General features: G+C 59.8%; 23 protein-coding genes and 1 riboswitch. Of the genes, 14 read left to right on the top strand and 9 right to left on the bottom strand.

The window, feature by feature from the left end; genetic code table 11:
- Positions 1–79 precede the first annotated feature (79 nt).
- Together metE and P3T43_RS19130 are read left to right on the top strand one after the other, a co-directional pair.
- Complete coding sequence (metE, locus tag P3T43_RS19135; RefSeq protein ID WP_429282601.1) at positions 80–2,371, top strand: 5-methyltetrahydropteroyltriglutamate--homocysteine S-methyltransferase; 2,292 nt, start codon at positions 80–82, stop codon at positions 2,369–2,371.
- A gap of 204 nt (positions 2,372–2,575) precedes the next feature.
- Positions 2,576–3,859: a cystathionine gamma-synthase family protein gene (locus P3T43_RS19130; RefSeq protein ID WP_429282600.1), complete on the top strand. Its 1,284-nt coding sequence runs from the start codon at positions 2,576–2,578 to the stop codon at positions 3,857–3,859.
- A gap of 143 nt (positions 3,860–4,002) precedes the next feature.
- On the opposite strand, the gene P3T43_RS19125 is transcribed toward P3T43_RS19130, so the two are convergent.
- Positions 4,003–4,749 carry a CbtA family protein gene (locus P3T43_RS19125; protein ID WP_429282599.1) on the bottom strand — a complete coding sequence of 249 codons (747 nt, stop codon included), beginning with the start codon at positions 4,747–4,749 and terminating at the stop codon, positions 4,003–4,005.
- A 13-nt stretch (positions 4,750–4,762) separates the two neighbouring features.
- Positions 4,763–4,972 (bottom strand): CbtB domain-containing protein, encoded by a 210-nt coding sequence (locus P3T43_RS19120; RefSeq protein WP_429282598.1) that lies wholly within the window; start codon positions 4,970–4,972, stop codon positions 4,763–4,765.
- A gap of 30 nt (positions 4,973–5,002) precedes the next feature.
- Positions 5,003–5,130: riboswitch (adenosylcobalamin (AdoCbl) riboswitch) on the bottom strand.
- A 175-nt stretch (positions 5,131–5,305) separates the two neighbouring features.
- Here P3T43_RS19120 and P3T43_RS19115 point away from each other — a divergent pair.
- The 3 genes from P3T43_RS19115 (at position 5,306) to P3T43_RS19105 (ending at position 8,614) form a co-directional block, all read left to right on the top strand.
- A complete protein-coding gene (locus tag P3T43_RS19115; RefSeq protein ID WP_429282597.1) occupies positions 5,306–5,869 on the top strand; it encodes a histidine phosphatase family protein in 564 nt (187 codons plus the stop codon).
- A gap of 209 nt (positions 5,870–6,078) precedes the next feature.
- The gene (locus P3T43_RS19110) at positions 6,079–7,350 is read left to right on the top strand and encodes a GNAT family N-acetyltransferase (protein WP_429282596.1); all 1,272 of its coding nucleotides are present in this window, start codon (positions 6,079–6,081) and stop codon (positions 7,348–7,350) included.
- 376 nt (positions 7,351–7,726) lie between these two features.
- Positions 7,727–8,614 (top strand): class I SAM-dependent methyltransferase, encoded by an 888-nt coding sequence (locus P3T43_RS19105; protein WP_429282595.1) that lies wholly within the window; start codon positions 7,727–7,729, stop codon positions 8,612–8,614.
- 61 nt (positions 8,615–8,675) lie between these two features.
- Here P3T43_RS19105 and yghU read toward each other — a convergent pair whose 3' ends face one another.
- Positions 8,676–9,548: a glutathione-dependent disulfide-bond oxidoreductase gene (gene yghU, locus P3T43_RS19100; protein ID WP_429282594.1), complete on the bottom strand. Its 873-nt coding sequence runs from the start codon at positions 9,546–9,548 to the stop codon at positions 8,676–8,678.
- Between the two features lie 240 nt (positions 9,549–9,788).
- Between yghU and P3T43_RS19095 the strand changes: the two genes are divergently transcribed.
- The 4 genes from P3T43_RS19095 (at position 9,789) to argE (ending at position 13,488) form a co-directional block, all read left to right on the top strand.
- Positions 9,789–11,129, top strand: a complete 1,341-nt coding sequence (locus P3T43_RS19095) for a flavin-containing monooxygenase (RefSeq protein WP_429282593.1) — start codon at positions 9,789–9,791, stop codon at positions 11,127–11,129.
- A 77-nt stretch (positions 11,130–11,206) separates the two neighbouring features.
- Positions 11,207–11,644 (top strand): RidA family protein, encoded by a 438-nt coding sequence (locus P3T43_RS19090; RefSeq protein WP_429282592.1) that lies wholly within the window; start codon positions 11,207–11,209, stop codon positions 11,642–11,644.
- A gap of 10 nt (positions 11,645–11,654) precedes the next feature.
- A complete protein-coding gene (locus P3T43_RS19085) occupies positions 11,655–12,332 on the top strand; it encodes a DUF1028 domain-containing protein (protein WP_429282591.1) in 678 nt (225 codons plus the stop codon).
- Positions 12,325–13,488, top strand: a complete 1,164-nt coding sequence (gene argE / locus P3T43_RS19080; RefSeq protein ID WP_429282590.1) for an acetylornithine deacetylase — start codon at positions 12,325–12,327, stop codon at positions 13,486–13,488. Before P3T43_RS19085 ends, argE begins: the two co-directional genes overlap by 8 nt.
- A 75-nt stretch (positions 13,489–13,563) precedes the next feature.
- On the opposite strand, the gene P3T43_RS19075 is transcribed toward argE, so the two are convergent.
- Complete coding sequence (locus P3T43_RS19075; protein ID WP_429282589.1) at positions 13,564–14,487, bottom strand: LysR family transcriptional regulator; 924 nt, start codon at positions 14,485–14,487, stop codon at positions 13,564–13,566.
- Positions 14,488–14,711: 224 nt separating this feature from the next.
- Here P3T43_RS19075 and P3T43_RS19070 point away from each other — a divergent pair, with 224 nt between their 5' ends.
- Positions 14,712–16,133: a purine-cytosine permease family protein gene (locus P3T43_RS19070; protein WP_429282588.1), complete on the top strand. Its 1,422-nt coding sequence runs from the start codon at positions 14,712–14,714 to the stop codon at positions 16,131–16,133.
- 8 nt (positions 16,134–16,141) lie between these two features.
- Here the strand turns inward: P3T43_RS19070 and P3T43_RS19065 are convergent, their stop codons facing one another.
- Positions 16,142–16,843, bottom strand: a complete 702-nt coding sequence (locus P3T43_RS19065; RefSeq protein ID WP_429282587.1) for an SDR family NAD(P)-dependent oxidoreductase — start codon at positions 16,841–16,843, stop codon at positions 16,142–16,144.
- 470 nt (positions 16,844–17,313) lie between these two features.
- Here P3T43_RS19065 and P3T43_RS19060 point away from each other — a divergent pair, with 470 nt between their 5' ends.
- Positions 17,314–17,553, top strand: a complete 240-nt coding sequence (locus P3T43_RS19060) for an alpha/beta fold hydrolase (protein WP_429282586.1) — start codon at positions 17,314–17,316, stop codon at positions 17,551–17,553.
- Between the two features lie 6 nt (positions 17,554–17,559).
- The gene (locus P3T43_RS19055) at positions 17,560–18,201 is read left to right on the top strand and encodes an alpha/beta fold hydrolase (RefSeq protein WP_429282585.1); all 642 of its coding nucleotides are present in this window, start codon (positions 17,560–17,562) and stop codon (positions 18,199–18,201) included.
- 150 nt (positions 18,202–18,351) lie between these two features.
- Here the strand turns inward: P3T43_RS19055 and P3T43_RS19050 are convergent, their stop codons facing one another.
- Together P3T43_RS19050 and P3T43_RS19045 are read right to left on the bottom strand one after the other, a co-directional pair.
- Positions 18,352–18,786 (bottom strand): hypothetical protein, encoded by a 435-nt coding sequence (locus tag P3T43_RS19050; RefSeq protein ID WP_429282584.1) that lies wholly within the window; start codon positions 18,784–18,786, stop codon positions 18,352–18,354.
- Between the two features lie 10 nt (positions 18,787–18,796).
- Entirely contained in the window at positions 18,797–20,206 is a 1,410-nt protein-coding gene (locus tag P3T43_RS19045) for a hypothetical protein (protein ID WP_429282583.1), read from the bottom strand.
- Positions 20,207–21,298: 1,092 nt separating this feature from the next.
- On the opposite strand from P3T43_RS19045, the gene P3T43_RS19040 reads away from it, so the two are divergent.
- On the top strand, positions 21,299–21,604 hold the full coding sequence (locus P3T43_RS19040) for a hypothetical protein (RefSeq protein WP_429282582.1): 306 nt from the start codon (positions 21,299–21,301) through the stop codon (positions 21,602–21,604).
- A 30-nt stretch (positions 21,605–21,634) separates the two neighbouring features.
- On the opposite strand, the gene P3T43_RS19035 is transcribed toward P3T43_RS19040, so the two are convergent.
- On the bottom strand, positions 21,635–22,354 hold the full coding sequence (locus P3T43_RS19035) for an autoinducer binding domain-containing protein (protein ID WP_429282673.1): 720 nt from the start codon (positions 22,352–22,354) through the stop codon (positions 21,635–21,637).
- 710 nt (positions 22,355–23,064) lie between these two features.
- Between P3T43_RS19035 and P3T43_RS19030 the strand changes: the two genes are divergently transcribed.
- Entirely contained in the window at positions 23,065–23,748 is a 684-nt protein-coding gene (locus P3T43_RS19030) for a hypothetical protein (RefSeq protein ID WP_429282581.1), read from the top strand.
- A gap of 135 nt (positions 23,749–23,883) precedes the next feature.
- Here the strand turns inward: P3T43_RS19030 and P3T43_RS19025 are convergent, their stop codons facing one another.
- The gene (locus P3T43_RS19025) at positions 23,884–24,231 is read right to left on the bottom strand and encodes a ribbon-helix-helix domain-containing protein (protein WP_429282580.1); all 348 of its coding nucleotides are present in this window, start codon (positions 24,229–24,231) and stop codon (positions 23,884–23,886) included.
- Positions 24,232–24,240 lie beyond the last annotated feature (9 nt).

Here is a 24,240-nt window from a genome sequence, read left to right as displayed (position 1 = left end):
TGAATTATCACCATTTTACTTCATCAATCGCCGTGGCTAGGATGCAGCATCCGCAACCTGACCGAAGCAAGGCGACACCATGGCAACAACACACAATCTCGGCTTCCCACGTATCGGCACGAAGCGCGAACTGAAATTCGCGCTCGAGTCTTACTGGAAAGGGGAGTCCTCGCTCGGCGAACTGAAGGCGCTCGGCGCCCACCTGCGTCAGCGCCACTGGGCGCATCAGGCTGACCTGGGTCTGGCTGCCGTGGGCGACTTCGCCTTCTACGACCAGGTGCTGGACATGAGCTTCACGCTCGGCAACCTGCCGGAACGCGTGCAAGGTTTTCACGGCGATCCCCTCGACAACGCCTTTCGCGTCGCCCGCGGCCGCTCGGCGAAGGATGCCGGGAGCCACGCCGCATGCTGCGGCGGCGTCGCGGCCGGCGAGATGACGAAGTGGTTCGACACGAACTATCACTACATCGTCCCCGAGTTCAGCGCGAGCACGGAATTCAGCCTGGATGCGTCGCGTCTGCTGGAACAGCTGGATGAGGCGCGGGCGCAAGGCGTCAAGGCCAAGCCGGTGATCGTCGGTCCGGTGACGTATCTGGCGCTCGGCAAGGCCAAAGACGACTCCGACAAGCTGGCGCTGTTGCCGCGCCTGCTGCCCGTCTATGCGGAATTGCTGGCCACGCTGGCGGCGCACGGCGTTGAATGGGTTCAGATCGACGAGCCGATGCTCGTGACCGAACTATCGCGCGAATGGCACCAAGCCTATGTCACGGCCTACGAAGCACTCGCCAACGGTAAGGTGAAGCTGTTGCTGGCGACGTACTTCGGGCAGTTGCTGGGCAATCTGCCGCTGGTCTGCAAGCTGCCGGTGCAGGGCCTGCATCTGGATGCGATCAATGCCCGCATTGAAGTGGATGCGGTAATTGCCCAACTGCCCAAAGACCGCGTCCTGTCGCTGGGCGTCATCAACGGTCGCAACATCTGGAAGACTGACCTCGCGAGCGTGCTCGACTGGCTCGAACCGGCTGCGCGGCAACTGGGCGAACGCCTGTGGATCGCACCGTCGTGCTCACTGCTGCACGTGCCGGTGGATCTCGACAGTGAGCAGAAGCTGGATGCGGAAGTCCGTTCGTGGCTCGCGTTCGCGTTGCAAAAACTGGGCGAACTGCAGGTGCTGGCGACGGCGTTGAACGAGGGCCGCGACGCCGTCAAGGCAGAACTGGCTGTGAACAGCGCCGCCATTGCGGCGCGTCGTGTGTCGCCGCGCGTGAACAACCCGGCGGTCAAAGCCGCTCTCGGAAAGATCAATACGGCCTTGGGTCAACGCAAGAACGTCTATCCGATCCGCGCCGACAAGCAGGCCGCGCTGCTAAAGCTGCCGCCTTACCCGACCACGACCATCGGCTCGTTCCCACAGACCGGCGCCATCCGTCATGCCCGCAGTCAGTTCAAGAGCGGTGCACTGGATGAAGCCGGGTACAAGGCCGCGATGTGCGCCGAGATCGAACGCAGCGTGCGCGAGCAGGAAGCGCTGGGCCTCGACGTGCTGGTGCATGGTGAAGCCGAGCGTAACGACATGGTCGAATATTTCGGCGAGCAGCTCGATGGTTATGCGTTCAGCCAGTTCGGCTGGGTGCAGTCCTATGGCTCGCGTTGCGTGAAACCGCCCATCCTGTTCGGCGACATCAGCCGCCCAAAGGCGATGACGGTGGAATGGATCAGGTACGCTCAGTCGCTGACCCGCAAACCGATGAAAGGCATGCTGACCGGCCCCGTTACGATCCTCAACTGGTCGTTCGTGCGCGACGACCAGCCGCGCTCGGTTTCGTGCTACCAGCTTGCGCTGGCGATCCGCGAAGAAGTACTGGACCTGGAGAAGGCAGGTGTGCGCGTCATCCAGATCGACGAGGCCGCCTTGCGTGAAGGCCTGCCGTTGCGGCAGTCGCAATGGCAGGAATACCTCGACTGGGCCGTCGCGTCGTTCCGTATCACCGCCAATGGTGTGGACGACGAAACGCAGATTCACACGCATATGTGCTATTCGGAGTTCAACGACATCATCGCGTCGATCGCCGATATGGACGCCGACGTCATCACGATCGAAACCTCGCGCTCGGACATGGAACTGCTAGACGCGTTCGATCACTTCAACTACCCGAATGAAATCGGACCGGGTGTGTACGACATTCACTCGCCGAATATCCCCAGCGAGGAACACATCGTTGAACTGATGAAGAAAGCCGCAGAACGCATCCCCCTGCAACGGCTGTGGGTGAATCCGGACTGTGGTCTGAAGACGCGTCAATGGGAAGAAGTCATTCCGGCGTTGACGAACATGGTTGCCGCTGCCAGAACGTTGCGCGCTTCTGTCTAAGGCGCCCCGTAGCGCCTGCGGCAAGCAAAGCCGGCCACCTGTGCGTGGCCGGTTGTCGTTCGTGCGCCCGCTTCGCGCTGCGAAACGTCGTGAGGGAGTAGCATGGTCACGCGCAAGCCCAAGGGACGATGCTCGTTGGGCGTCATGCGCGCTGGGACTGCAACCATCGTTCTACCTTCGCTACGACGTGGCATGGAGCAAAGCATGGCCTATCGCAACTATCACAAGCGCAAGATCGCCGATCGGGATCTGCACCCTGAAACTCAGATGATGTCGTATGGTTACGATCCCTTTCTCTCGGAAGGGTCCGTTAAGCCGCCGGTTTTTTTGACCTCGACATTCGCGTTTCGCACGGCCGAAGACGGCGCCGAGTTCTTCGATATGGTGTCGGGCCGCAAGCCTTCACCGGAGGGCGAAAGCGCGGGCCTCGTGTATAGCCGCTTCAATCACCCGAATCTGGAAATTGTCGAAGACCGTCTTGCGCTGCTCGACGGCTCCGAGTCCGCGGTGGTGACTTCGAGCGGGATGTCCGCGATTGCCGCGATTTTGCTGGCATTCCTGCGGCCCGGCGATTGTGTGGTTCAGTCTGTACCGCTCTACGGTGGCACCGAAACGCTGATTGCCAAGTTCTTGCCCGAGTGGGGCATTCGCTCGCAGGTGATCGAGGATGGGCTGTCGGTGGAGGCGATTCACGATGCGCTCGAAGCGGCAGCGCAAAAGGGCCCGGTGCGGATGTGCTACATCGAGACCCCGGCCAACCCGACGGATGCCCTGTTCGATATGGAAGGCTTGCGGCGTGAGATCGATGGATTCGAAACGCGTCACGGCTATCGCCCGCTTTCGGTGTGCGACAACACGCTGCTGGGTCCGCTGTATCAGAAGCCGGTGAAGCAGGGCATCGACATGTGCGTGTATTCACTGACGAAGTACATTGGCGGCCACAGCGATCTGGTGGCAGGCGGCGTCACCGGCAACCGCAACCTGGTGACGAAAGTCCGCTCGATCCGCAGCATGCTCGGCTCGCAACTCGATCCGCATTCCTCATGGATGATTACGCGTTCCATGGAGACGCTCGTGCTGCGGATGGAGCAGGCCGCGCGCAGCGGCAGCGCCGTCGCGCGATGGCTCGCGAGCAATCCTTATCATCCTGTGAAGGTCTTGCACCCGGAGCTGATCGAGGACCCTACCTATCAGGCGGTCTATCGGCGTCAATGCACGGGGCCGGGCTCGACGTTCGCATTCGTTCTCGACGGCGGCCGCGAGCAGGCGTTCAAACTCATCAATGGTCTGTCGTTGTTCAAGTCCGCCGTGAGTCTTGGCGGCACGGAGTCGCTGATCTGTCACCCCGCCTCGACGACGCATTCCGGCGTGCCCGCTGAAGCGCGTGCGAAGGCGGGTGTGTCGGAGGGGTTGATTCGGGTGTCCGTGGGACTGGAGCATCCGGACGATCTGATCGCCGACCTGTCGTACGCGCTGGAACACTGCTGAGGCGAGACGTGAAACGCCAGACGTGAGCGAAGCAAGATGAAACGCCCGCTGCGTGGCGGGCGTTTCACGAGGATGCTACAGATGGTTCGGCATCCGTACGAGGGAAGGGCGCAACCGAGTCAGCGGTTGCAACGCCTGACACCTCAGAGGTAAGCCGACTTGCCGATCATCCGGTCTGTCGATGCCGCGCGTTGGGCACGCTCGGCGAGCGCGCCGAACAGCAAACCGATCGTCGTCCACAAGATCACCTGCATGCCGATCGCCGCAACCCTGAATTTCCACAGCAGGACTGCGGGGAACGCGGCCGGCACCTCGTTGATCACGGGCAGCGCCAGCTGCACGGCACCGATGATCACGACAAAGACGAGGCCCGCTACGATCGACGCATTCCATTGGCCCAGGTGGGCAATGGCGTGCTTGCGTACCTTGAGCGAAAACACCATCGTGGCAATTGAAATGGCGATCATGAGGAAGAACAGCCCGGTGCGCATGCCGATCGTCTCAGGGTCGCCCACTGACGGTGGATTGGCCGGGTATTTGATGTTCGGTACGATCACGAGGGTGATGAAGGCCGCGAGCGCGAGCCACGCGGACAGCGGACGTGCGGGCAGTTTACTGACGCGGCCGAACGTGTAGGCGAACGTCAGTGCAAACAGTCCGCCGACGGCGGCGCTAAACGACACCACACCGGTCAATAGACCCAGCCCGGCTTGCGTATGCCGGCTGACGATTTCGGGCTCAGGCGGCTCGCCCTTTGCCGCATCGGCCTTGGCCTCGAAGGAAATGGCCTGATCGACCTGGGGTTCGCCGACCAGCTTGGCGAAACTAAACGTGAGGAGTCCCGCGGCCACGCCCGCAAGCATGCCGCGTACCAGCAATTTGCCGACCATGTTGGACTCCGCGTTAGTGGCAGGGGAAGCCAAGCAGGTGGCGGCCGTCGTGGACGAATTCGTGGACGTACATGCCGGGTACGAGCGATGTCGCACCCTCTTCGGCACCGACGAAATAAATGGCGAGCAGCATGATCAGGCCACCAAAGATAATCCATGGCATCAGTTCACGCAGCGGAATGGGAGTAGGCTCGGCGGCCGGATTAAAGACAGCGTCAGTCATGATTGACTTTCTCCAGGGGTTACGCGCCCCAATAGTGGATTGTAGAAGTGGCGCGGAGCTCGGGTCTGGCTTTCGGTTCGTACATGGACCGCTTACAGTGGCGCGACCGCGCCGGGCTTACACCGGCTTCCGTGCTCCGCGCCAGAGCACATTCTACGCGCTAAACTTTGCCGGTCGGGGAAATGCAAGCTGGTGTTTGCCCGATCGATATGGCTTTCAGACTGGACTTTGCCGGTCGGGGAAACGCAAGCTGTCATTTCCCCAATCTGTATGGCTTTCAAACGAAAGGAAAAATTGGTGTGCAGCAGCATGGCTTTCAACTGAAAGGACTCGATGAATACGCGTGTTTTACTGGTCAGCCACGCAGCGACTTCCGCGATGCGTCAGGGCAGGTTCCCCGCTGGCGAGTCACTGGACGCACGGGGTGTGGCGGAGGTCATGGCCTGGCGGGAGCATCTGGCCGTAGCCGAAGACGCGATGTCGTTCAGTAGTCCTGCGGCCTGCGCGCGTGATACTGCGCGGGCGTTCGGCATCGAGCCACGGGTCGCGTCTGAACTCGCGGACCTGGACTATGGGCAATGGCGCGGCCGGCGGCTTGCGGATATCGCGGACGAAACACCACATGAACTGGCAGCATGGACTCGCGATCCCAATGCGGCTCCGCATGGCGGCGAATCCTTCGTCCAGCTTCTCGCGCGGGTTGGCAGATGGCTCGATGCGTTGGACCCGACGGCGAGTGTGGTCGCTGTTACACATGCCTCAGTCATCCGTGCCGCTCTGATCCATGCACTGCGCGCGCCCGCGCTGTCATTTTCTCGCATTGAGATCGCGCCACTCTCCGTTGTCGAATTGCGGCGTTCGACTCGCGGATGGACATGGTGGCCGGCGCAGTCATGATGGCGCGTGTCGATTCCGTTCGCTATACGTGACACAAACGTGAGCGCTGGAAAAAAATATACTGGTTGACTGCGCGAACGAGGTACCACGTAATGTCGTCGTGCCCACGCAGCGCGTCGCCTCCAGCAATACGTAATCCCGGTTCAGCAAAGAACAGTTCCCGGCAGCCAATCGCGTTGAGCGATGGGTGACGGAGAAGGCGTAGCGGCGTGGATGAGAGTGTTTCGTCGGAAGAAGGCGCTCACATGGCGGAAATGGACGAGGTCGGTAGCAACAGGTGCCCTGATACAGCGGCCAATCTGTCCGAATTGGACGAGGCCGTGGCGTATCGACGAGAAGTCGTCGTGATCGAAACACTCGCTGCGTTTGCGGCCTTGCGTCAGCCGTGGAATGCGCTTGCTGCGGTGGCCGACAATGGCTCGCCGTGTTTGACATTCGAATACTGCGAACTGGCGGCCAGCCGTGTCATTGCCATGGGCGGTGTGGTGAATGTCGCGCTCGTATGGCGTGACAACGTGTTGCTGTCCTTGTGGCCCGTTTCGATCGTTCGCAAGGGCGTGCTGCGAGTCGCGAAGGCGCTGACCTGCGGCAGCGATGAAGAATACGGTGGGCCGCTCCTCGACGGAAACGCAGACGCAATCCGTGAACGCTATGCGGTCGCGCTGGCAAGCGTGATGCAGGTCAATGCGGATGTTCTCGAGATCGGCATGGTTCAAGTGGACGGCCCGCTGGAAGCTTCGCTCGAGTGCATACCTCAGTCCTGGGTGTTGGCCCGGCTACCGGCACGGTGGCGCGGCCTCGACGGCTATTCGATTCGCCTCAATGAATTTCCCAGCTACGACGACTTCCTGGCGACGCTGCCCAAGGCCCTCCGTTCGAGTCTGCGCTATAACCGCAAACGGCTCGAAGCGAAGGGCGCGCTGGAAATTGGCTGGAGCACGACAGTCGCCGACGCCGAGTCGGTGCTGACATGGCTCTTCGCGAACAAACGAAAATGGGCAGTCGATCGCGGCGTCGACACGCCTTATCTGATGGACGATCGGGTACGCGACTTCTTCATTGGGATGGCGTCGCGGCTTGACCTGAAGACGACGCCGCTGGTTGCCTTCGTGAAGATGGACGGCGTTCCGGTCGCGGCATCCGTGAACCTGGTCGGCGCGAAATCGGTCGAGTACTTCATTACCACGTATGAAGAGGCGTTCAGCACCTATTCCGTCGGTGCCTTGCTGGTTGACTTCATGGTCCGATGGTCGCACGCGCATGGCCGCGATTTCGATTTTCGGCCTCTGCACGGCGACTACAAAGCGCGCTGGGCGAACCAGCAGACCTGGCACGAGAAACGTTTGATCGTGCTCGGCGCGCGTGGCCGGCTCGTCGAACTGCCGTTACTGTTCGCTCTGGCCGCACGCGTGAAACGCAAGCTCCATGCGCTTATTGCGAACCGGCTGCAAAACCGATTAAAGGGACCGAGCACGCCCTGAAGCCCGCGCTCATCGCTCCCTCCTCCCCGTCCTCACATCCTCGCAGCGAACGATAGACCGTCGCGGCTCGATGCCTCATCTGTTTGAAACCGCACATCCGGTCAGTGGCTGGTGTGTGCGCGAGCGTACACACCAGGGTTGACGCTCTGCGGGTGAATTGACGATGATGTAGGCGACGAGAAAGGCAATCGAATTAAACCGACAAGGTGTTTGCAGGGTCGAAACACACTGGCTCTGTCGTATTTGCTTGTCCCTTTTTGAGCAATCAGCGTCAGTCGGGACCACAACAACGGACTTCGCCGCACGCTTTGGTCCGCCAGATTCAACGCGTTATGACCTTCCCCGCGCCTCGCCGCCATCAAGCGGCGCGGGAAACTTGCGTCCGCGTTTTGGCGATTACGGTTTTGAGCTTGATGAATCGAAGGGGAACACCGCAATGGACAGTCAGCTTGCGCTTGACCAGATCAATCAGCGTGCCTGGAACTCGCGTGATGCATCGCGCGAGTTTCTGCGCAGCGAGTCGTGGATCGACCCCGGGGAGAAAGCCGCGTTCGAACAGATCGCCGACGAGTGTCGCGACCAGCCGCTGCTCGACATCGGCATCGGCGCCGGGCGCACCATTCCTTTGATGATGCAACTCTCGTCCAATTACACCGGCATCGACTACACAGCCAAATTGCTTGACCACGCCCGTACGCGCTACCCGAATCTGAATCTGCACCATATGGATGCGCGGGATATGATGGCCTTGCAAACCGACGCCTTTGCGCTGACGGCTTTCAGTTGCAACGGCATCGATTGTGTCAATTACGAAGATCGTGTTTTGATCCTGAGAGAAATGTTCCGGGTGACCCGGCCCGGCGGTCTGGTCTGGTTTTCAAGCCACAATCGCGACGGCGCCGGGTTCCAGGACAGCGTCCTGAAGCTGCTGCCGCGCTTTACGCCCAACCCGTTGCGATACGGTTGGCGGACCCTGCGCGCGATCCGCAAACTTCCGCTAGCCTGCTACAACTACACGCGGCATGCGCGTTTTCATCGTAATTACGAAGGGTATTCGATCAAAACAGCGGCGGCCCATTTCTTCGGCATTCTGATTATCTACACCACATTGGCCGAACAACGGCGTCAGTTGGAGTCACTTGGGTTTGTGGTCGAGGCGGTTTACGGATGCGGTGATGGCAAGCGTATCGGTGAGGACGCGCGAACCAGCGACGCGACGTGGTTGCACTTCATCGCGCGCAAGCCTGCGCATCCGGTGGCGTGAGGGCTTGCGCGCAAACGTGTCCGGCTGCAGGTCACGCCATGCACTGCGGCTGAAGAAATCGTCAGCTCGCGGGGCTCAATTTGTCCTGCGTGTGCGTTTCGAAATCCGTGGCGGCATGGCGCTCATGTAATTGATCTGAAAGCTCGCCAAACGTGCGGTTGACCTTTCGTCCGCGCTGCACGGCCGGACGTGCACCGATCGTAGCGGCCCAACGCTGGACGTGCGCATAGTCCTGCACGGAGAGGAATTCGCCGCCTTCGTAGAGCCAGCCTTTTACGAGGCCGCCGTACCAGGGCCAAATCGCCATGTCGGCAATCGTGTACTCGCTGCCGGCGATGTATTCGTTATCGGCCAGCTGCTTGTCGAGAACGTCGAGCTGACGCTTGACCTCCATCGCAAACCGGTCGATCGCATATTCGATTTTGCTAGGGGCGTACGCATAGAAATGGCCGAAACCGCCGCCCAGATACGGCGCGCTGCCCATCTGCCAGAACAGCCATGAGAGGCACTCGGCGCGAGCGGCGGCCTCCGTCGGCAGAAAAGCGCCGAATTTTTCGGCGAGATACAGCAAAATCGAGCCGGATTCGAATACCCGAATCGGCTTGGCGCCGCTACGATCCAGCAGCGCGGGGATCTTGGAGTTGGGGTTGACGTCCACGAAGCCGCTGCCGAACTGTTCGCCGTCGCCGATTTTAATCAGCCAGGCGTCGTATTCCGCGCCGCTGTGCCCTTGCGCCAGCAGTTCTTCGAGCATCACCGTGACCTTGACACCGTTAGGTGTCGCGAGCGAATAGAGCTGCAGGGGATGGATGCCGATCGGCAATGCCTTGTCGTGCGTCGGCCCCGCGATCGGGCGGTTGATGCTCGCGAACCGGCCACCGTTGTCCTTGTTCCAGGTCCAGACCTTCGGCGGCTCGTAGTCGGTCGTACTCATGCTTCACGCTCCTTGCGTCCTTGCATCGTGGGAATAGGCGTTCCGCAGCGAGATTAGCAAATTGACGGAGAACCTGCTGACGGGCTGCAAACCCGTTGGTACCTCGCAGTGCCGTGGGCCGTCACAGCGGCGTGGGCAGTTTTTTGCTCACTAGCGACCACAAAAAACATCATTTCGCGATTCCTCGGCTCTGCTCAGAATGTGACTCACACCAGAGTCGCATTTCAGGAGGAGCCAGCGATGACAGCTGAAAAAACGTCAATTGATACGCTCGTTGTAGGTGCCGGCCAGGCCGGCGTCGCCATGAGCGAACATCTCAGCACACTCGGGGTGCCGCACCTCGTCCTCGAACGCGACCGTATTGCTGAACGCTGGCGCACCGGGCGGTGGGATTCGCTGGTTGCCAACGGTCCGGCCTGGCATGACCGCTTTCCGGGCCTGGAATTCGACGACGTCGATCCGGATGCGTTTGCCGGGAAAGACCGCGTAGCGGACTATTTCGAAGCCTATGCGCGCAAGTTCAAAGCCCCCATTCGAACGGGCGTGGAAGTGACGAGCGTGGTGCGCAACGTTGGCCGGCCGGGATTCGTCGTGCAGACCTCGCAAGGCGTGATCGAAGCCAACCGCGTGGTGGTGGCAACCGGGCCGTTCCAGCGTCCGGTCATTCCGCCGATCGCGCCCAAAGAAGGAAACATCGTACAGATCCACTCTGCCGACTATCGCAATCCCCAGCAATTGCCGGAGGGTGCCGTACTGGTGGTGGGAGCGGGTTCGTCAGGGGTGCAGATTGCCGACGAGTTGCAGCGGGCGGGCAAACAGGTTTATCTGTCGGTTGGGCCGCATGACCGGCCGCCGCGTTCGTACCGCAACCGTGACTTCTGCTGGTGGCTGGGCGTGCTTGGCGAGTGGGACAAGGAGGTCGCAACGCCGGGCCGGGAACATGTCACCATTGCCGTGAGCGGTGCGCGTGGCGGCCACACGATCGACTTCCGGGTGCTGGCCAAACAAGGCATTACGCTGACAGGTCTGACGAAGTCGTTCAACGACGGCCGCGTCGCTTTCGAAGTCGATCTTGCCGCCAACCTGGCACAAGGCGACGAGAACTATCTGTCGCTATTGAATGCCGCGGATGCCTACATTGCCCGCAATGGTCTCGACCTTCCCGAAGAACCGGCGGCCCGCCATACCTTGCCGGATCCGCAATGCGTGACCCATCCACTGCTGGAACTCGATCTGGTCGCGGCAGGTGTCAGCTCGATCGTCTGGGCAACCGGCTACGCCGTCGACTACAGCTGGCTAAACGTCAATGCGCTGGATGCCAAGGGCAAGCCTTCCCATCAACGCGGAGTGTCGAGCGAGCCGGGTATCTATTTTCTGGGCCTGCCGTGGCTGTCGCGTCGCGGCTCCAGTTTTATCTGGGGTGTCTGGCACGATGCCAAACATATTGCCGACCATATCGCCACGCAGCACAAATACCTCGCGTATGGCGATGCGTCGCAACGTCAGGCAGAAGCGCGCCAGAAGGCTCGTCCCGACGCAAGCCCGGCGGATTCGCAACAGTTAGCGGACCTTCTGAACTGATAGAGGAAGGCGGGCCGCGTTCCGCCTCGTCCTCGCCCGTTTGCGTCAATTTTTCTACTGTATATTCAGGTGCATCGATGAGCCAACCTACTCACACCCGTATCCGCATGTTCAATACCAAGGATACCTATCCGAATCAGACGTTGAACAACGACCTGTGCCAGGCCGTGCGTGCCGGCAATACCGTGTATGTGCGTGGTCAGGTGGGCACGGATTTCGACGGCCAGCTGATCGGGCTCGGCGATCCGAAGGCCCAGGCCGAGCAGGCCATGAAGAACGTCAAACAGTTGCTCGAGGAAGCGGGCAGCGACCTGTCCCACATCGTCAAGACCACGACGTACCTGATCGACCCGCGCTATCGTGACGCGGTGTATCAGGAGGTCGGCAAGTGGTTGAGGGGCGTGTTCCCCATTTCCACCGGCCTCGTTGTAAGCGCCCTTGGCCAGCCGCAGTGGCTGATGGAAATTGATGTGATCGCGGTGATCCCGGATGGCTGGAAGCCGAAACTGGATTAAGGAGTCGTGCATGACATTCTCTATCGTCGGACGTTGCCCGGAGACGGGCCAGCTTGGCGTCGCTATTAGCTCTTCCAGTATTGCAGTGGGTGCCCGATGTCCCTGGCTGCGCGCGGGGGTGGGGGCAGTGTCAACGCAAAACGTCACACTGCCCGCGCTCGGTCCGCAGATACTCGATCTTCTCGAAGACCAGCAGATCGAACCCGCGGCGGCGCTCGATCGCGCGCTCAACGCAAACGGCTGGAGCCAGTATCGCCAGGTCACGGTGATCGATGCCCAGGGCCATACCGCGTTTTTCACCGGTAAAGAGGCCCTCGGCGTGCATAACGCGGTGGCTGGCGAGCAGTGTGTCGCCGCGGGAAACATGTTGGCGGATGTGCACGTCATCGAGGCCATGGTTCGCGCGTTCGAGAATGCCCCCGGCTTGCTGGCCGACCGTTTGCTCGCGGCCATGTATGCGGCGATCGCGGCCGGTGGCGAGGCGGGGCCTGTGCATTCGGCGGCGCTCAAGGTGGTGGACGATCTCGTCTGGCCGATCGTCGACCTGCGGATCGACTGGGCGGATGAGGACCCCGTCGGCAAGCTCGACGGGTTGTGGCAGGCCTATCAGCCGCAGATGCTCGACTATGTGACCCGCGCGTTGGATCCGACCGCTGCGCCAAGCTACGGAGTGCCAGGAGATGAATGAGGTGGCGAGCCGTGCATTGCTAGAGCGGCTGATTGGTTTCGCCACGGTCAGCCGGGACTCGAATCTCGAACTGATCGCTTTTATCCGGGACTACCTCGAGGCGCTCGGCGTGCAAAGCGAGCTCTTCTACAATCCGGAGCGCACCAAGGCGAATCTGTTTGCCACCATCGGTCCACTCGACCACGGTGGCATCGTGCTTTCCGGTCATACGGATGTGGTGCCGGTTGACGGCCAGGCCTGGACGATGGAGCCTTTCCGTCTTACCGAGCAGGACGGGCGTCTGTACGGCCGCGGTACCGCCGACATGAAAGGCTTCATTGCGTCAGTGCTGGCAGCCGTGCCCCGCTTTCTCGAGCGGCCGCTGAAGGCGCCGATCCACCTCGCTTTTTCCTATGACGAGGAAGTGGGATGCCTGGGTGTCCGACCGATGTTGATGGAGTTGGCGAAGCGCGAGTACCAACCGCGTCTGTGTCTGATTGGCGAACCGACCGGGTTGAAACCGGTATTGGGCCACAAAGGCAAACTAGCGATGCGCTGTCATGTGAAGGGCGCGGCCTGCCACTCGGCGTACGCACCTTATGGCGTCAACGCTATCCAGTATGCGGCACGTCTGATCGGCAAGCTGGAAGAGATCGGTTCGGAGCTGGCAGAGCCCGAACATCACGATGAACGCTTCGATCCACCGTTCTCGACCGTGCAGACAGGTGTGATCAAAGGCGGCCGCGCGTTGAACATCGTGCCGGCTGAATGCGAATTCGACTTTGAGGTCCGCGCGCTGCCAGGCTTCGATGCCCAGCAGGTGTCGGACAAGCTGCAGACCTATGCAGAAGCCGAATTGCTGCCAAAGATGCGCTCGGTGCAGAGCGACACGGGAATTCGCCTGCAATCGCTGAGCGCCTATCCGGGCTTGGCGACCCCGCCCGATAGCGAAGCGGCCGACCTGTTAGCGCTTTTGAGCGGATCCCGCGACTTTGGCACCGTGGCATTCGGCACCGAAGGTGGACTGTTCAACGAGGCCGGCATTCCGACGATCGTCTGCGGACCCGGCAGCATGGATCAAGGACACAAGCCGGACGAGTTCATTTCGCTTGAGCAACTGTCGAACTGCGATGCCATGCTTGCGCGCCTCGCCGATTATCTTACGAAACCAGTTTGACGCGTCGATCCGAATAAAGGTAGAGACTGCACCCGTGTTCGCCCAGTTGTCCGGAGCGGATGCGTCAGGCAGTCTCTACTTCAACGACGCTTCGTGAATCTTAGCAAGGCGTTCGCGGCAGAAATCTACGAACGATTGCGCGGGCTTGGTCAGTTGCCCACGCTTGAGTCGCGCACTCACGAGCCCCGAAGGAACGACAGGTTCGGTGATGTCGATGCTCACGAGCTTTTTGCCGTCGTACGTGTATTCGGAAAAGGGGCGTGTGACCAGCAGCGAAAAGCCGAAACCCTGGCCGACCATGCCGCGCACCATTTCAATCGACGGCGAGCCGAACACGATGTTGGGTGTCAGACCCAGTTCATGGAACAGGCTGACGAAGTACGTGCGGCTCGGTTGCACGTCGAGCAGGATCATGGGTTCGAGGCAGAGGTCGCGTAGCGACACCTCGGTCTGACTGGCGAACTTGTGATTTTCCGGCAGCAGTACGTAGGGTTTCTGCGGCGGCATCAGCGGTTCCGTTTCGATGGTGCTGTCCAGATCGTGGTCGTACAGAAAGGCCACGTCGAAGGTGCCGTCGGTCAGGCCTTGGACGAGTTCCTGCTGCTCGCCGTCGCGCATACGGATACTGACGCCCGGATAGAGTTCGCGAAAGCCCGCGATCAGTTGCGGCAGGTAGAGCGGCGCCACCGTTTCGAAACAGCCGATATCGATCTGCCCGGTGACGATGTCGTTATCGGCCAGGGCGTTTTGCTCGAATTCATGCGCGAGGCGCAGCAGTTCTTGCGCCTTGTGATAAAAACGCGTTCCGCCAGGGGTCAACGAAACCCCTTGCGCGTGATGACGAATGAAGAGCTTTACACCGAAGCTTTCTTCCAGCGCCTTGATGGCAGTGGAAATGGAAGGCTGTGCAATGAAGAGCTGGCGCGAGGCTTCGGCGACACTGCCGGATTCCACCGTCGTCACGAAGTATCGAAGTTGACGCAAAGTATAGTAAGCCACTGGCACCTCTGCAGCGTGGCCGCAGGCGCCTAGCCTGACGGCGCAATCTAACGGTCATTTTGGATAACACCTTACCCGAAGAAGATATTCCCGGGGCGAGACGTTGCAAAGCTTTTTCATACGACTGGGAAATATTTTTAGTATTTTTAGTCTTCGCCAGAGCGGCGCACCATGCTTGAACCAACCTATAGCGCGTGCGGCCACGCAAGACTGGAGACGAAACTATGAGCACCCCGGATGGCAACGTGTCCTCGTTCATCGAGAAACACACAATCGGCTACGTGCCGCCTGAAGATCGCCACGGTAAAGTGCGCGATCTGTTTACCCTGTGGTTTGGCGGCAATATTGCGCCGTTGCCTATCGTGACAGGCGCGCTTGGCGTTCAGTTGTTTCACCTGAACCTGGTGTGGGCGATCGTCGCAATCATCGTGGGTCAGGCGGTGGGTGGAATTCTGATGGCGTTGCATTCGGCGCAGGGGCCGCAAATGGGCATCCCGCAGATGATCCAGAGCCGCGCGCAGTTCGGCTCATGGGGTGCACTGCTCGTCACCGTGATCGCGGCCGTGATGTATGTGGGCTTCTTTGCGTCGAACATCGTACTGGCAGGCAAGTCGGTGCACGGGATCGAATCTGCGATTCCGGTTCCAATCGGCATTGTCATCGGGGCGGTGGGCTCGGGGTTGATCGGGATCATTGGGTATCGATTCATCCACATCCTGAACCGCATTGGCACCTGGGTGCTAGGCATCGGCATTCTCGTGGGGTTCTGCTACATCCTCACGCACGTCTCGACCGCCGACTTTCTGACACGCGGCGGATTCAGCATTGCCGGCTGGCTGGCGACAGTTTCGCTGTCGGCGCTTTGGCAGATCGCTTTCGCACCCTATGTTTCGGACTATTCACGTTATCTGCCTGGCAATGTAGGCGTCGCGTCGACTTTCTGGGCAACATATCTGGGTTGCAGTCTCGGATCGACACTGGCGTTTATCTTTGGCGCTGTCGCGGTGCTTGCCGTGCCGGCGGGTATCGACACGATGGACGCAGTCAAGCAGGCAACCGGGCCGCTCGGTTCGGTGATGCTGGTGCTTTTCCTGCTGAGCGTGATCAGCCATAACGCGTTGAATCTGTATGGCGCGGTGCTCGCGGTGATTACTTCGGTGCAGACCTTCGCCTATCGTTGGGTGCCGACGGCGAAAGCACGTGCCGTGGTGTCCATCGTCATCTTCAGTGCTTGCTGCTACGCGGCGATCGGTGCATCGACGAATTTTGTCGGCAATCTGATCGATCTGGTGCTGGCCCTGCTGGTGGTTCTCGTGCCCTGGACCGCGATCAATCTGATCGACTTCTATGTGATTCACAAAGGGAAGTACGACATCAAGTCCATCTTCCAGGCGGACGGTGGCATTTACGGCCGCTTCAATCCGCAGGCACTGATTGCGTACGCAGTAGGGATCGCGGTTCAGATTCCGTTCATGAACACGCCGATGTATGCGGGTCCCATTCCCCGCTTCCTCGATGGTGCGGATCTCTCGTGGCTGGTCGGGCTTCTGCTGACGTCACCGTTGTATTACTGGTTGGCGTCACGCGATACCGTGTATCGGCGCCGGCAACGGAATGCGAGTTTTCCGCCGACGGCTGCGCGATAGGTTCGGACTCAGAAACTTTCCACCCAGGGCCTGACCTCGATCTCCCAGGACCAGGCGCTGCGGTGCTGACGTAGCAGGTCGATATAGGTTTGCGCGATCGCAGCAGGGTCGAGCGTGCTGTCGGGCCGATCCGCCGGATCGGCGCGGTGCTCGGCCCGCACGCTGCCATCCGCCACGATATGCGCGACATGGACACCCTTGGGCGCCATCTCGCGCGCCGCGCTCTGCGCGAGACCCCGCAACGCGAACTTGCCCATGGCGAAGGGCGCGGAGAGCGCGAACCCCTTGACACCGGCGGTGGCGCCGGTCAACAGGATCGCACCGTTGCCGGCGGGCACCATATACCTGGCGGCCTGCTGCACCGCGTAGAAAGCACCCAACGCCGAGGCGGTGACAGCCTGCTCGACCCCTGCGGGATCGAGTTCCGCGATAGGGCCGCGCAGCCGGCCGCTGGCGTTGTAGATCACGATTTCGGGCGCACCGATTCGCGCCTGGGTTTCGGCGAAAAGCCGCTCGACCTGGGCGGCGTCGGTGGCATCGACCGGCAACGCGATAGCGCCCGTTTCATTGACCAGTGTCGCCAGCTTGTCGACGTTGCGCGCGGCGACGACGACTGGAAGTTCGGCTGCGCGCAGCAGCCGGGCCACGGAAGCGCTGATGCCGGAGCCTGCTCCGATGATCAGTGCGCTGCGATAGGGGATGTCGTTCATGGTTTTACCGCCGCTTGATTGTTGAGGACGATTTCGGGTTCGCGAAGGGGGTGCTTGACGTCATCAACAGGTGATGCACGCCAAAGTATTGCCTTGCTGGGCCAGGTGCTTGTCCGATACGGCGGTTTTCACCGCGGCGTTGAACGACTCGGCCTTGCTGCAAGTGTAGCGCTGCCGCGTTCCCGACACATTGAACGCGGATCAAGCTGAACCATGGATTCGCGAGGAATCCGTCAGGTGCCTGTGCGCTGGAAGTCATTTGAAATAATCGATTAAAGCGTGAGAAAACATGACAAACGGAAGGAATCTTGCATTCTCACGATAGGTGTTTTTGTACTCTATGGTCAAGTTGAGGATTAGCGCGGCCGCGTTGCGTTTATCCGATTCTCACGCGGATGCCTGGCGCTGATCCACAAACTCGACCGTGTCGACGATCGTTGCCGTTCGTTGGCAATGCGAAAACACTAGACATGACACACACTACCCATGCGTGGAAGGCCAAGGGCAAGTACTTTACCTACCGCGGCCAGAATATCTTCTGGCGCGAAGAGGGCAGGGAAGACGCGCCGATTCTGCTCCTGATCCACGGCTTTCCGACGGCCTCATGGGACTGGGAGCCTGTGTGGGCCGATCTGCTCAAGCGTTACAGGTTGCTCACCCTGGATATGGTCGGCTTCGGGTTCTCGGACAAGCCGCGCAATTACGCGTAGTCGATCATGGATCAAGCCGATCTGTACGACGCGCTTCTGGCATCGCGTGGCGTCAGTGAATTCCCTATCCTTGCGCATGACTACGGTGACACGGTGGCGCAGGAATTAATTGCTCGGGATATCGAACGATGCGATCGGCCAGAACTTCGAAGTGTCTGTTTGCTCAACGGCGGGCTGTTTCCTGAAACCCATCGACGGGTGCGTTTGCAGTCGCTGCTACTCTCGCCAATAGGGCCACTTGCGTCGCTATTGACGAACAAGAAAAAGCTCTCGCAGAACATGATTGCTGTGTTTGGCAAGGAACATCCGCCAGACACTGAGACGCTCGATTCCATGTGGGACATGATACGTTTTCAGCATGGCGAGAGAATTATGCACAAACTCATTCGTTACATTCCGGAACGCGTCGAGCATCGGGAACGCTGGGTGGGTGCGCTGCAGACTACGAAGGTTCCGCTCAAGCTGATTGTCGGCTCGGTAGATCCCATTTCGGGGAGCCATATGGCAAGCCGATATCGTGAACTCGTGCCACGCTACGACGTCTCGGAGCTGGCCGGTGTGGGGCATTACCCTCAAGTGCAGTCCCCGCGCGCCGTGACGGACAGTTATCTGGCGTTTCGCGATCGATTGGTAAACTTGGGTGCGTGAATGTGCGATTACGCCGGTTGTCGAAAACCGGCGTAATCAGGTTGGCGCCTGATGCGCTCAACCGGGTCACGTTGTTCGGCGTGATGAAGTGGAGTCGCGACTAAGCCGTCGCTTGTGCTGCGCAAGCGAGGTTGGTCTTTGCACGAGGACCTATTCCTTTGGCGGCGTTGGCTTATCCTCGTTTTCGATCAAGACCTTCTCGAAGTTGCCGAGTTCATCGAACAGATATTTCTGTAGTTCGGGATGCTTGAGTGCAAGATTGATCGTATCGCTCTCTCTCATCCGGGCAGCGTTCAGGTTCATCCAGTGCTTGATGATGCCTGTGATCGAAATGATAGCCGCCACTGCAATTGTGGCGGTGGCATTCGCTTCGAATAAGTTCACATTCGTGAAGAAAGTGATTGCCGTCGTGACTGGCTCCCGCGCAAGACCGGGAGCATACGATCGCTCCGGCCGCCAATCAATGCGACTCGCGGCGTCTCTGGGCAGTTCGCGGAAAATGAAATTCTTCAACTCCTCGGTGTACGGTCCAGCCTCTATCCGAATGAGCTCCCGTTCGCCGCCTGTTTCCTGTTGATCTGTCATTTCGGTCACCTCATGATGAGTGGGATTGATGTTGGGAATCGACTGTCATGCGTTCGGCGTTGCGAAAACTCTTGCGGATGTACTCGAAATGCTCAAGAAATTTGCAGTCCTGATACCGTGGATGGATAAACATCCAGGCGTTGCAGTAATTGTCCTTGTGTTCCGGACACGCCACGTGCGGGCATAGAGTCGCATCCGGCGCGTACAGTGCCCCGCTTGCGCGCCGGATCGCCCCAAAAGCCGTGTAAAGGTCGACGAAGGCGGCGCTGCCGCTGCTACCTGGCGCTGCCTGCTCGATCAGGCTAAAGATCGGAAAGTCCGACAAGTCGCCGTACGGGATAATCCGGGTCCTCGTCGCACAGTCGTAGCGGACGATGAACAGCGGCTGATAGTCCGTCAGGCAACGCGTCATGGTTTCCCGCGATATCGTGTCCGGCAGTTCGAGTACGCGGCACATTTCCGGATGTCTAACGGCCTCGTCGCTCCACCGCTGCGCCAGGCCACCCAAGGTCGGATGCGGCCAGTCACGCAGACCGAAGCGGAGCCCGACGACCTGGCGCAAGGAAATCCACCAGAAGGGAATGTCCAGCAGGCTGTGATCCGACAACTCGATGTCCGTTGGGCCAGCCGGCGAGAACGACAGTGTGGGAAGCAGTTTCCGGATGCGCTTGCGAATTTTGACGCTGTGATACATGCGCGCCGTTGTGTGCCGGCGCGCATAGGCGTGCGCCAGTTCTGCGAAGGCCCGTACAGGGTTCGTCGTCTCGAAGGCTGCGCTGCATAGAGGCAGATACATCGCGAGAGCCAGATCCTCGTCGCCGAGAAACGCGTGCAACCACCGCATCATCTCCGGATACGACGAATTCAACTTGCACCACATGCTGAACGTCCCCTCGTCGGACTCGCCGAAGAAGCTCGCGAGCTTCCATTGCGTGTAGGACACGGCCGTCTCGAGTAAATCGAGCGCGCAGGCTGGCTCCATTGACCGAAACCCCGGTATGGCGTGCCGGTTGTCATTCACGACCACTTTACTTTCTGAGAAGTGGACACAGATCCGCTCGGACATGAAGTTCAGGGAGCGCGGCAAAGGAAGCTGCCATTGGTGGAAATCGTCGGTCTGCCGATTCGTGTCGACGAATCGATCGAGCAGAAATCGCCAGCAATATAGGGCATTCCAGTAGACGAAAGGGAATCGCAGCGCTTGCCAGAAGTGAATGGTCTCGTGCAAGTGGGTGTGCCTGTTCCAGAGCGGGCCGCGAAACTCGGCTGCGATACCGCTTTGCGGCGTGCCGAAGGCGCGTGCGACCTCCTCGTCCGTACCGGATTCCAGAATCGCGCGCAGCGCTTCGGGGACGTCAACCGCGTCAGGGTGCATTACGCACACAAAGCTCGCCATATCGAGGAACGAGCGTGTCGCCATGTGGCCTCCGTTACGGCGGCAACGTACCGCGCAGCGCGGTCTCTGCCTGTTCACCCAGCACGTGGGGCGAGTTGATTATGTATAGCACAAGCGATAGAAGCTTCAACGCCACTCGGGATGGCGAGCGATTGTCGTAACTTTGAGGCAGGATGAATGGCGGTTGCAGCAGGTCGCTTTCGGTACCTCGCATGACCGCTATCCCGCCTGATTCCGTGCGAGTACGACTGAGCAGTTTTTGGCGGTTGTCACGATCAGGCAGATCATTAATATTCGTTAATGACAAAGAAATAATTCGGGGTACTCCTAATCGTGGCGCCGGGGGGATATTAGCGGTCAAGGATGCTGAAACTCGAGTTAGATAGGACTCTGAATCGTTTCCGCTGGGTTGTTTCAATCTGAAACGGTGCGAGGCTCGGTTGTCATTCGCTGGCGGTTCCTTCTCGGGACCCATTGACTGCGAGAGGCGTCGACGCAAACGACTTCGGTGTCACGTCCAGACCGTTCAATTTTCGCGTGCCGCTGTTCAGGATCGATTGCGCTGCGGTGGGCCAGAGAAGTGGGTTGGCCGCGGTTCAGATTACCCAATCGGCGTGCGTCAAACACAGGTTGACGACACGGGAACAGCTGAAAAATCGGGCAAACACGGAGGCAGACGCCATCCGCCGCCTTACTTCGGGCTTACGGCCCCGTCGCGACCGCACACCACTTCCCCGCCCCTAACGATACTGTCATTTCTGACAGTTATCCCCTAAATAGCCGGCGCGCATAATCAGATTTCGTGAATCGGTCGGCGGGGCCGGGGCTGGCGAAAGCCCGCCCAGCTTGGCAGTAACCCTGTCACACCGGCCATGAACCTCGCGCCGTGCACGCACGACGCAAAGAAAAGTTTTACGCCTTTACCGAGGGCGGCTGGAACCTGAGAGCATGATAAGCATGACGAGCGGGCCCGCGTGACAAGCGTCGCGACGGGCCCGCCGCAATATGGAATGCGCACCCCGCCTCGGTGTTAGTGTTTTGTAAAGCTGCGCCCATATCGATACCCGCTGGATTCGAGGCTCCATGTCCCTCACGAAGATCTCGCTTCTGAACCGCATGCAAAGCGGCGAAAAATACACTGCGACGCAACTGGCCCGCCTGTTTTCGGTTTCACGAGTGACGATGCTGGGGATGCTGCGTGCGCTGGTCGACGAAGGGCAGTTGCAGATCATCCGCAGGAATTCGAGAGTAATCCACTTCATACGCGAGTTACCCGATCCGCTGCAATCGGGAGGCGCGGGTACGCGCGAAGTGGCAACGTTTCCGGTCACTCGCAACCTAAAAGGTTGTTTGTCCAACTACGAAGAAGAACTGGGTGCGCGATCGCGGCTTGCAATGTTAGCGCGTGACCGCTGCCGATAATCGGCAAGCCGCTTTATCGACCGGCGGCGCTCAAGCCGTATAGATCAACCCCATAGCAATCGCCTTGACGACGGCCTGTGTCTTGTTGGTCGCAGCCAGTTTGAGCAGCACGTTGTTGACGTGGAAATTGACGGTACGCTCGGAAATATTCAGGATCTGCCCGATCTCGTACGAGGTTTTTCCTTCACCGGTCCAGCACAGCACCTCGCGTTCACGCAAAGTCAGCGTCGCGGTGCTTTCAGGTGCGAGTACGGGCATCAGAAAACGGCTCATGAGCGTGTGCGATACGTTGGCAAGCCAGTTCATCGGCAGCGTCAACGACCCGACCTCGGTTTCCTTCAATGCATCGGCGGGGCGAGATAACGTCAGGAGGCCGAACGCTCCCTGAGCAGCCCAGCTCGACTGCGCAGCGCCCACCTTCAGGCCGAAATCATGAGCGTCGGACCAAAGCCGTTTCGCGTCGCCGTCCGTGGATGCCGGCCAGACAACCAGTTCCGAACCGCGCATGCCTTGGCGGACGGTAGGGTCGATGTCCAGAAAGCTGCTTGCCTGATAGTGTTCCATCCACCCGTCCGGGTAGGTATCGAAGATGGCGACCACAGGTTTGGACACCGGCACCGCCATGCGGATGCCGTAGCAGCAGTATTCGAACCCGAGTTGTTCAGCGAACGACGCGATCTGCTGGAACAGCTGATCTTCGTCCTTCGCCGCAAGAAAGCGCTGGTAAGCATCGTGAAAGAGTGGGTCCATCATCACCTCCCCGTAGCGACGTCGAGTTGTACGGGCTCGCGGCAGAGCCGGCGTACCCATGCAGTGCTGCGTTGAAACCCTCGCCGATACATCCGTCGTTGCCTGTTGGCTCTGTAGTTGTTTCCGGGCATGTGCTGATCGGGTTGCTGCTGATTCACGTGTATCTGACGCATAAACACGCGTTTGACGATCGACCACGCTTTCGATGCGCTTTTCAAGATAAATCGCACCAAATGTCACTTATAAACAAAATCGCGCCGGTTTTCAATCTTCATTCCAATTGGCGGCAAATACCACAGAAAAACCATGGTCGGGCCGTGCCCTGTCAACGTTGACAGATACCTTTCCACGTCGTGACTGTAATACGCTGCTTCTAACGCTGCCGGGAGGGCGGCGCTTTCGCGGTTGGTCGTAACGACCGAGAAGATACGTTTTGCGTCACGGCCCTTGGTGAGCGGGACAAATCGCCTTTAGCCGCTGCGCCAGAACGACCATGACTGAAAACATCGCGAAAACGTTAACAGAGCGCTATGTACTCGATATTGCCTGCTGTCGTCTCGGCGTTGTTTTTGGGGTTCGGGCTATACGTGCTGCTTACCGATGGCTTGACGCGCCTATCCACGCCGTTTGCGCTGATGTGCGTCTGCACCTTTGACTGGTAGGGCACGTGGGCGCTGCTGTTTCAAACCACGAGTGCCGAACTCGCCGGTGTGCTTGTCAAAGCGGGCTACCTGTTCATTCTGTTTTTGCCGACGACCTTCTATCACTTCGTGACAGAAGTGGCCGGGCGGCGCGGCGAGCGCCGCCTGGTGCTGGCTTCTTATGGTTTGTGCGCGGTTCTGGCCATTCTGTCGTTCACAGGCGACGACCTGGTGGCCGGTTTCGCGATGCATGATTTCGGACCTTATCCGAAGGCCGGGCCTTGGCATCCCTTGCATGTACTGCAGACCCTCTTCGTCGCGTGCCGCAGCGGCTGGCTGCTGGCGACCGCAAAGCGGGAGGTTGGCGGCAAGATTCGCCGCAGACTGCTCGATAGATGCTTGCTTGGTCTGTATCTGAGTTCGCTAGCAACCGTGGACTATGCCGTGAATTACGGCGCTGCGTTTTATCCGCCGGACGTGGTCTTCATCGCAGCTGCGCTAGGCGTCCTTGCTGTCACGATCGCCCAGCATGGCCTGACGCGTCCATTTCTGCTTGCGGGCGCGGTAGCGCGCATGAGACCGCCGCGCCGCTTGCTGGCGCCAGCATGCTTAGGAGCAAACCGGCACGGTGCTTCCGGAACGGCTGCGCGGCTACCATCTTGCCGTACAGCAGCGCTTGTCTCTGGAAGGCCGGTACCCGGGCCAACCCGAGCGGTTGACGGATCGCGCTCCGGCGCTCCGGCGTCAGGTTGACCATGCCGGCATGGTGTATGAGATATCACTGGCTTCAGCCACCCTGGGCAGGGTGAACCCCGATATCGAGGCGTGAGTGGCCCGCTGCCCAGGTCGCGCAAAAAAACGCCAGACGTAGTGCGCGAAAGTTTGAAGTCAGACCGTCTTGAGCATACGCGGCCGGATTTCGCTGGCTAAGACGGGATCGTCTGAGACCTCACGGGAATTCGTACCTTTGGCCGTGGGCATGGACAGATAGCGCAAACAGCACACCCGCAGAAACGACGCGAAGTTGGTCGGCATCTCGCCGCGCAGCGCGATCAGCTCGTCGTAAAGCTTCACCGCGAACTGGCTGGTGGTCATGTTCTCGCGCCCAGCAATCTCGTGCAGTACGTCCCAAAACAGGTTTTCCAGCCGCACGGTTGTAATGACTCCGTGGATACGAAGCGATCGCGTGCGCGACTCGTACAGAATCGGATCGGCGTTAACGTAGATCCCACACATGGCAATTTC

The organism is Paraburkholderia sp. GAS41 (genome assembly GCF_050436545.1).
Lineage (GTDB): Bacteria > Pseudomonadota > Gammaproteobacteria > Burkholderiales > Burkholderiaceae > Paraburkholderia.
This window is presented reverse-complemented; position numbering and strand designations above follow the sequence as displayed.

What these genes read in the sequence shown, in the direction of transcription:
- metE (WP_429282601.1), top strand. Translation starts at nt 80, where the DNA reads ATGGCAACAACACACAATCTCGGCTTCCCACGTATCGGCACGAAGCGC.
- P3T43_RS19130 (WP_429282600.1), top strand. Translation starts at nt 2,576, where the DNA reads ATGGCCTATCGCAACTATCACAAGCGCAAGATCGCCGATCGGGATCTG.
- P3T43_RS19125 (WP_429282599.1), bottom strand. Translation starts at nt 4,749, where the DNA reads ATGGTCGGCAAATTGCTGGTACGCGGCATGCTTGCGGGCGTGGCCGCG.
- P3T43_RS19120 (WP_429282598.1), bottom strand. Translation starts at nt 4,972, where the DNA reads ATGACTGACGCTGTCTTTAATCCGGCCGCCGAGCCTACTCCCATTCCG.
- P3T43_RS19115 (WP_429282597.1), top strand. Translation starts at nt 5,306, where the DNA reads ATGAATACGCGTGTTTTACTGGTCAGCCACGCAGCGACTTCCGCGATG.
- yghU (WP_429282594.1), bottom strand. Translation starts at nt 9,548, where the DNA reads ATGAGTACGACCGACTACGAGCCGCCGAAGGTCTGGACCTGGAACAAG.
- P3T43_RS19095 (WP_429282593.1), top strand. Translation starts at nt 9,789, where the DNA reads ATGACAGCTGAAAAAACGTCAATTGATACGCTCGTTGTAGGTGCCGGC.
- P3T43_RS19090 (WP_429282592.1), top strand. Translation starts at nt 11,207, where the DNA reads ATGAGCCAACCTACTCACACCCGTATCCGCATGTTCAATACCAAGGAT.
- P3T43_RS19085 (WP_429282591.1), top strand. Translation starts at nt 11,655, where the DNA reads ATGACATTCTCTATCGTCGGACGTTGCCCGGAGACGGGCCAGCTTGGC.
- argE (WP_429282590.1), top strand. Translation starts at nt 12,325, where the DNA reads ATGAATGAGGTGGCGAGCCGTGCATTGCTAGAGCGGCTGATTGGTTTC.
- P3T43_RS19070 (WP_429282588.1), top strand. Translation starts at nt 14,712, where the DNA reads ATGAGCACCCCGGATGGCAACGTGTCCTCGTTCATCGAGAAACACACA.
- P3T43_RS19065 (WP_429282587.1), bottom strand. Translation starts at nt 16,843, where the DNA reads ATGAACGACATCCCCTATCGCAGCGCACTGATCATCGGAGCAGGCTCC.
- P3T43_RS19060 (WP_429282586.1), top strand. Translation starts at nt 17,314, where the DNA reads ATGACACACACTACCCATGCGTGGAAGGCCAAGGGCAAGTACTTTACC.
- P3T43_RS19055 (WP_429282585.1), top strand. Translation starts at nt 17,560, where the DNA reads ATGGATCAAGCCGATCTGTACGACGCGCTTCTGGCATCGCGTGGCGTC.
- P3T43_RS19050 (WP_429282584.1), bottom strand. Translation starts at nt 18,786, where the DNA reads ATGACAGATCAACAGGAAACAGGCGGCGAACGGGAGCTCATTCGGATA.
- P3T43_RS19045 (WP_429282583.1), bottom strand. Translation starts at nt 20,206, where the DNA reads ATGGCGACACGCTCGTTCCTCGATATGGCGAGCTTTGTGTGCGTAATG.
- P3T43_RS19040 (WP_429282582.1), top strand. Translation starts at nt 21,299, where the DNA reads ATGCAAAGCGGCGAAAAATACACTGCGACGCAACTGGCCCGCCTGTTT.
- P3T43_RS19035 (WP_429282673.1), bottom strand. Translation starts at nt 22,354, where the DNA reads ATGGACCCACTCTTTCACGATGCTTACCAGCGCTTTCTTGCGGCGAAG.
- P3T43_RS19025 (WP_429282580.1), bottom strand. Translation starts at nt 24,231, where the DNA reads ATGTGTGGGATCTACGTTAACGCCGATCCGATTCTGTACGAGTCGCGC.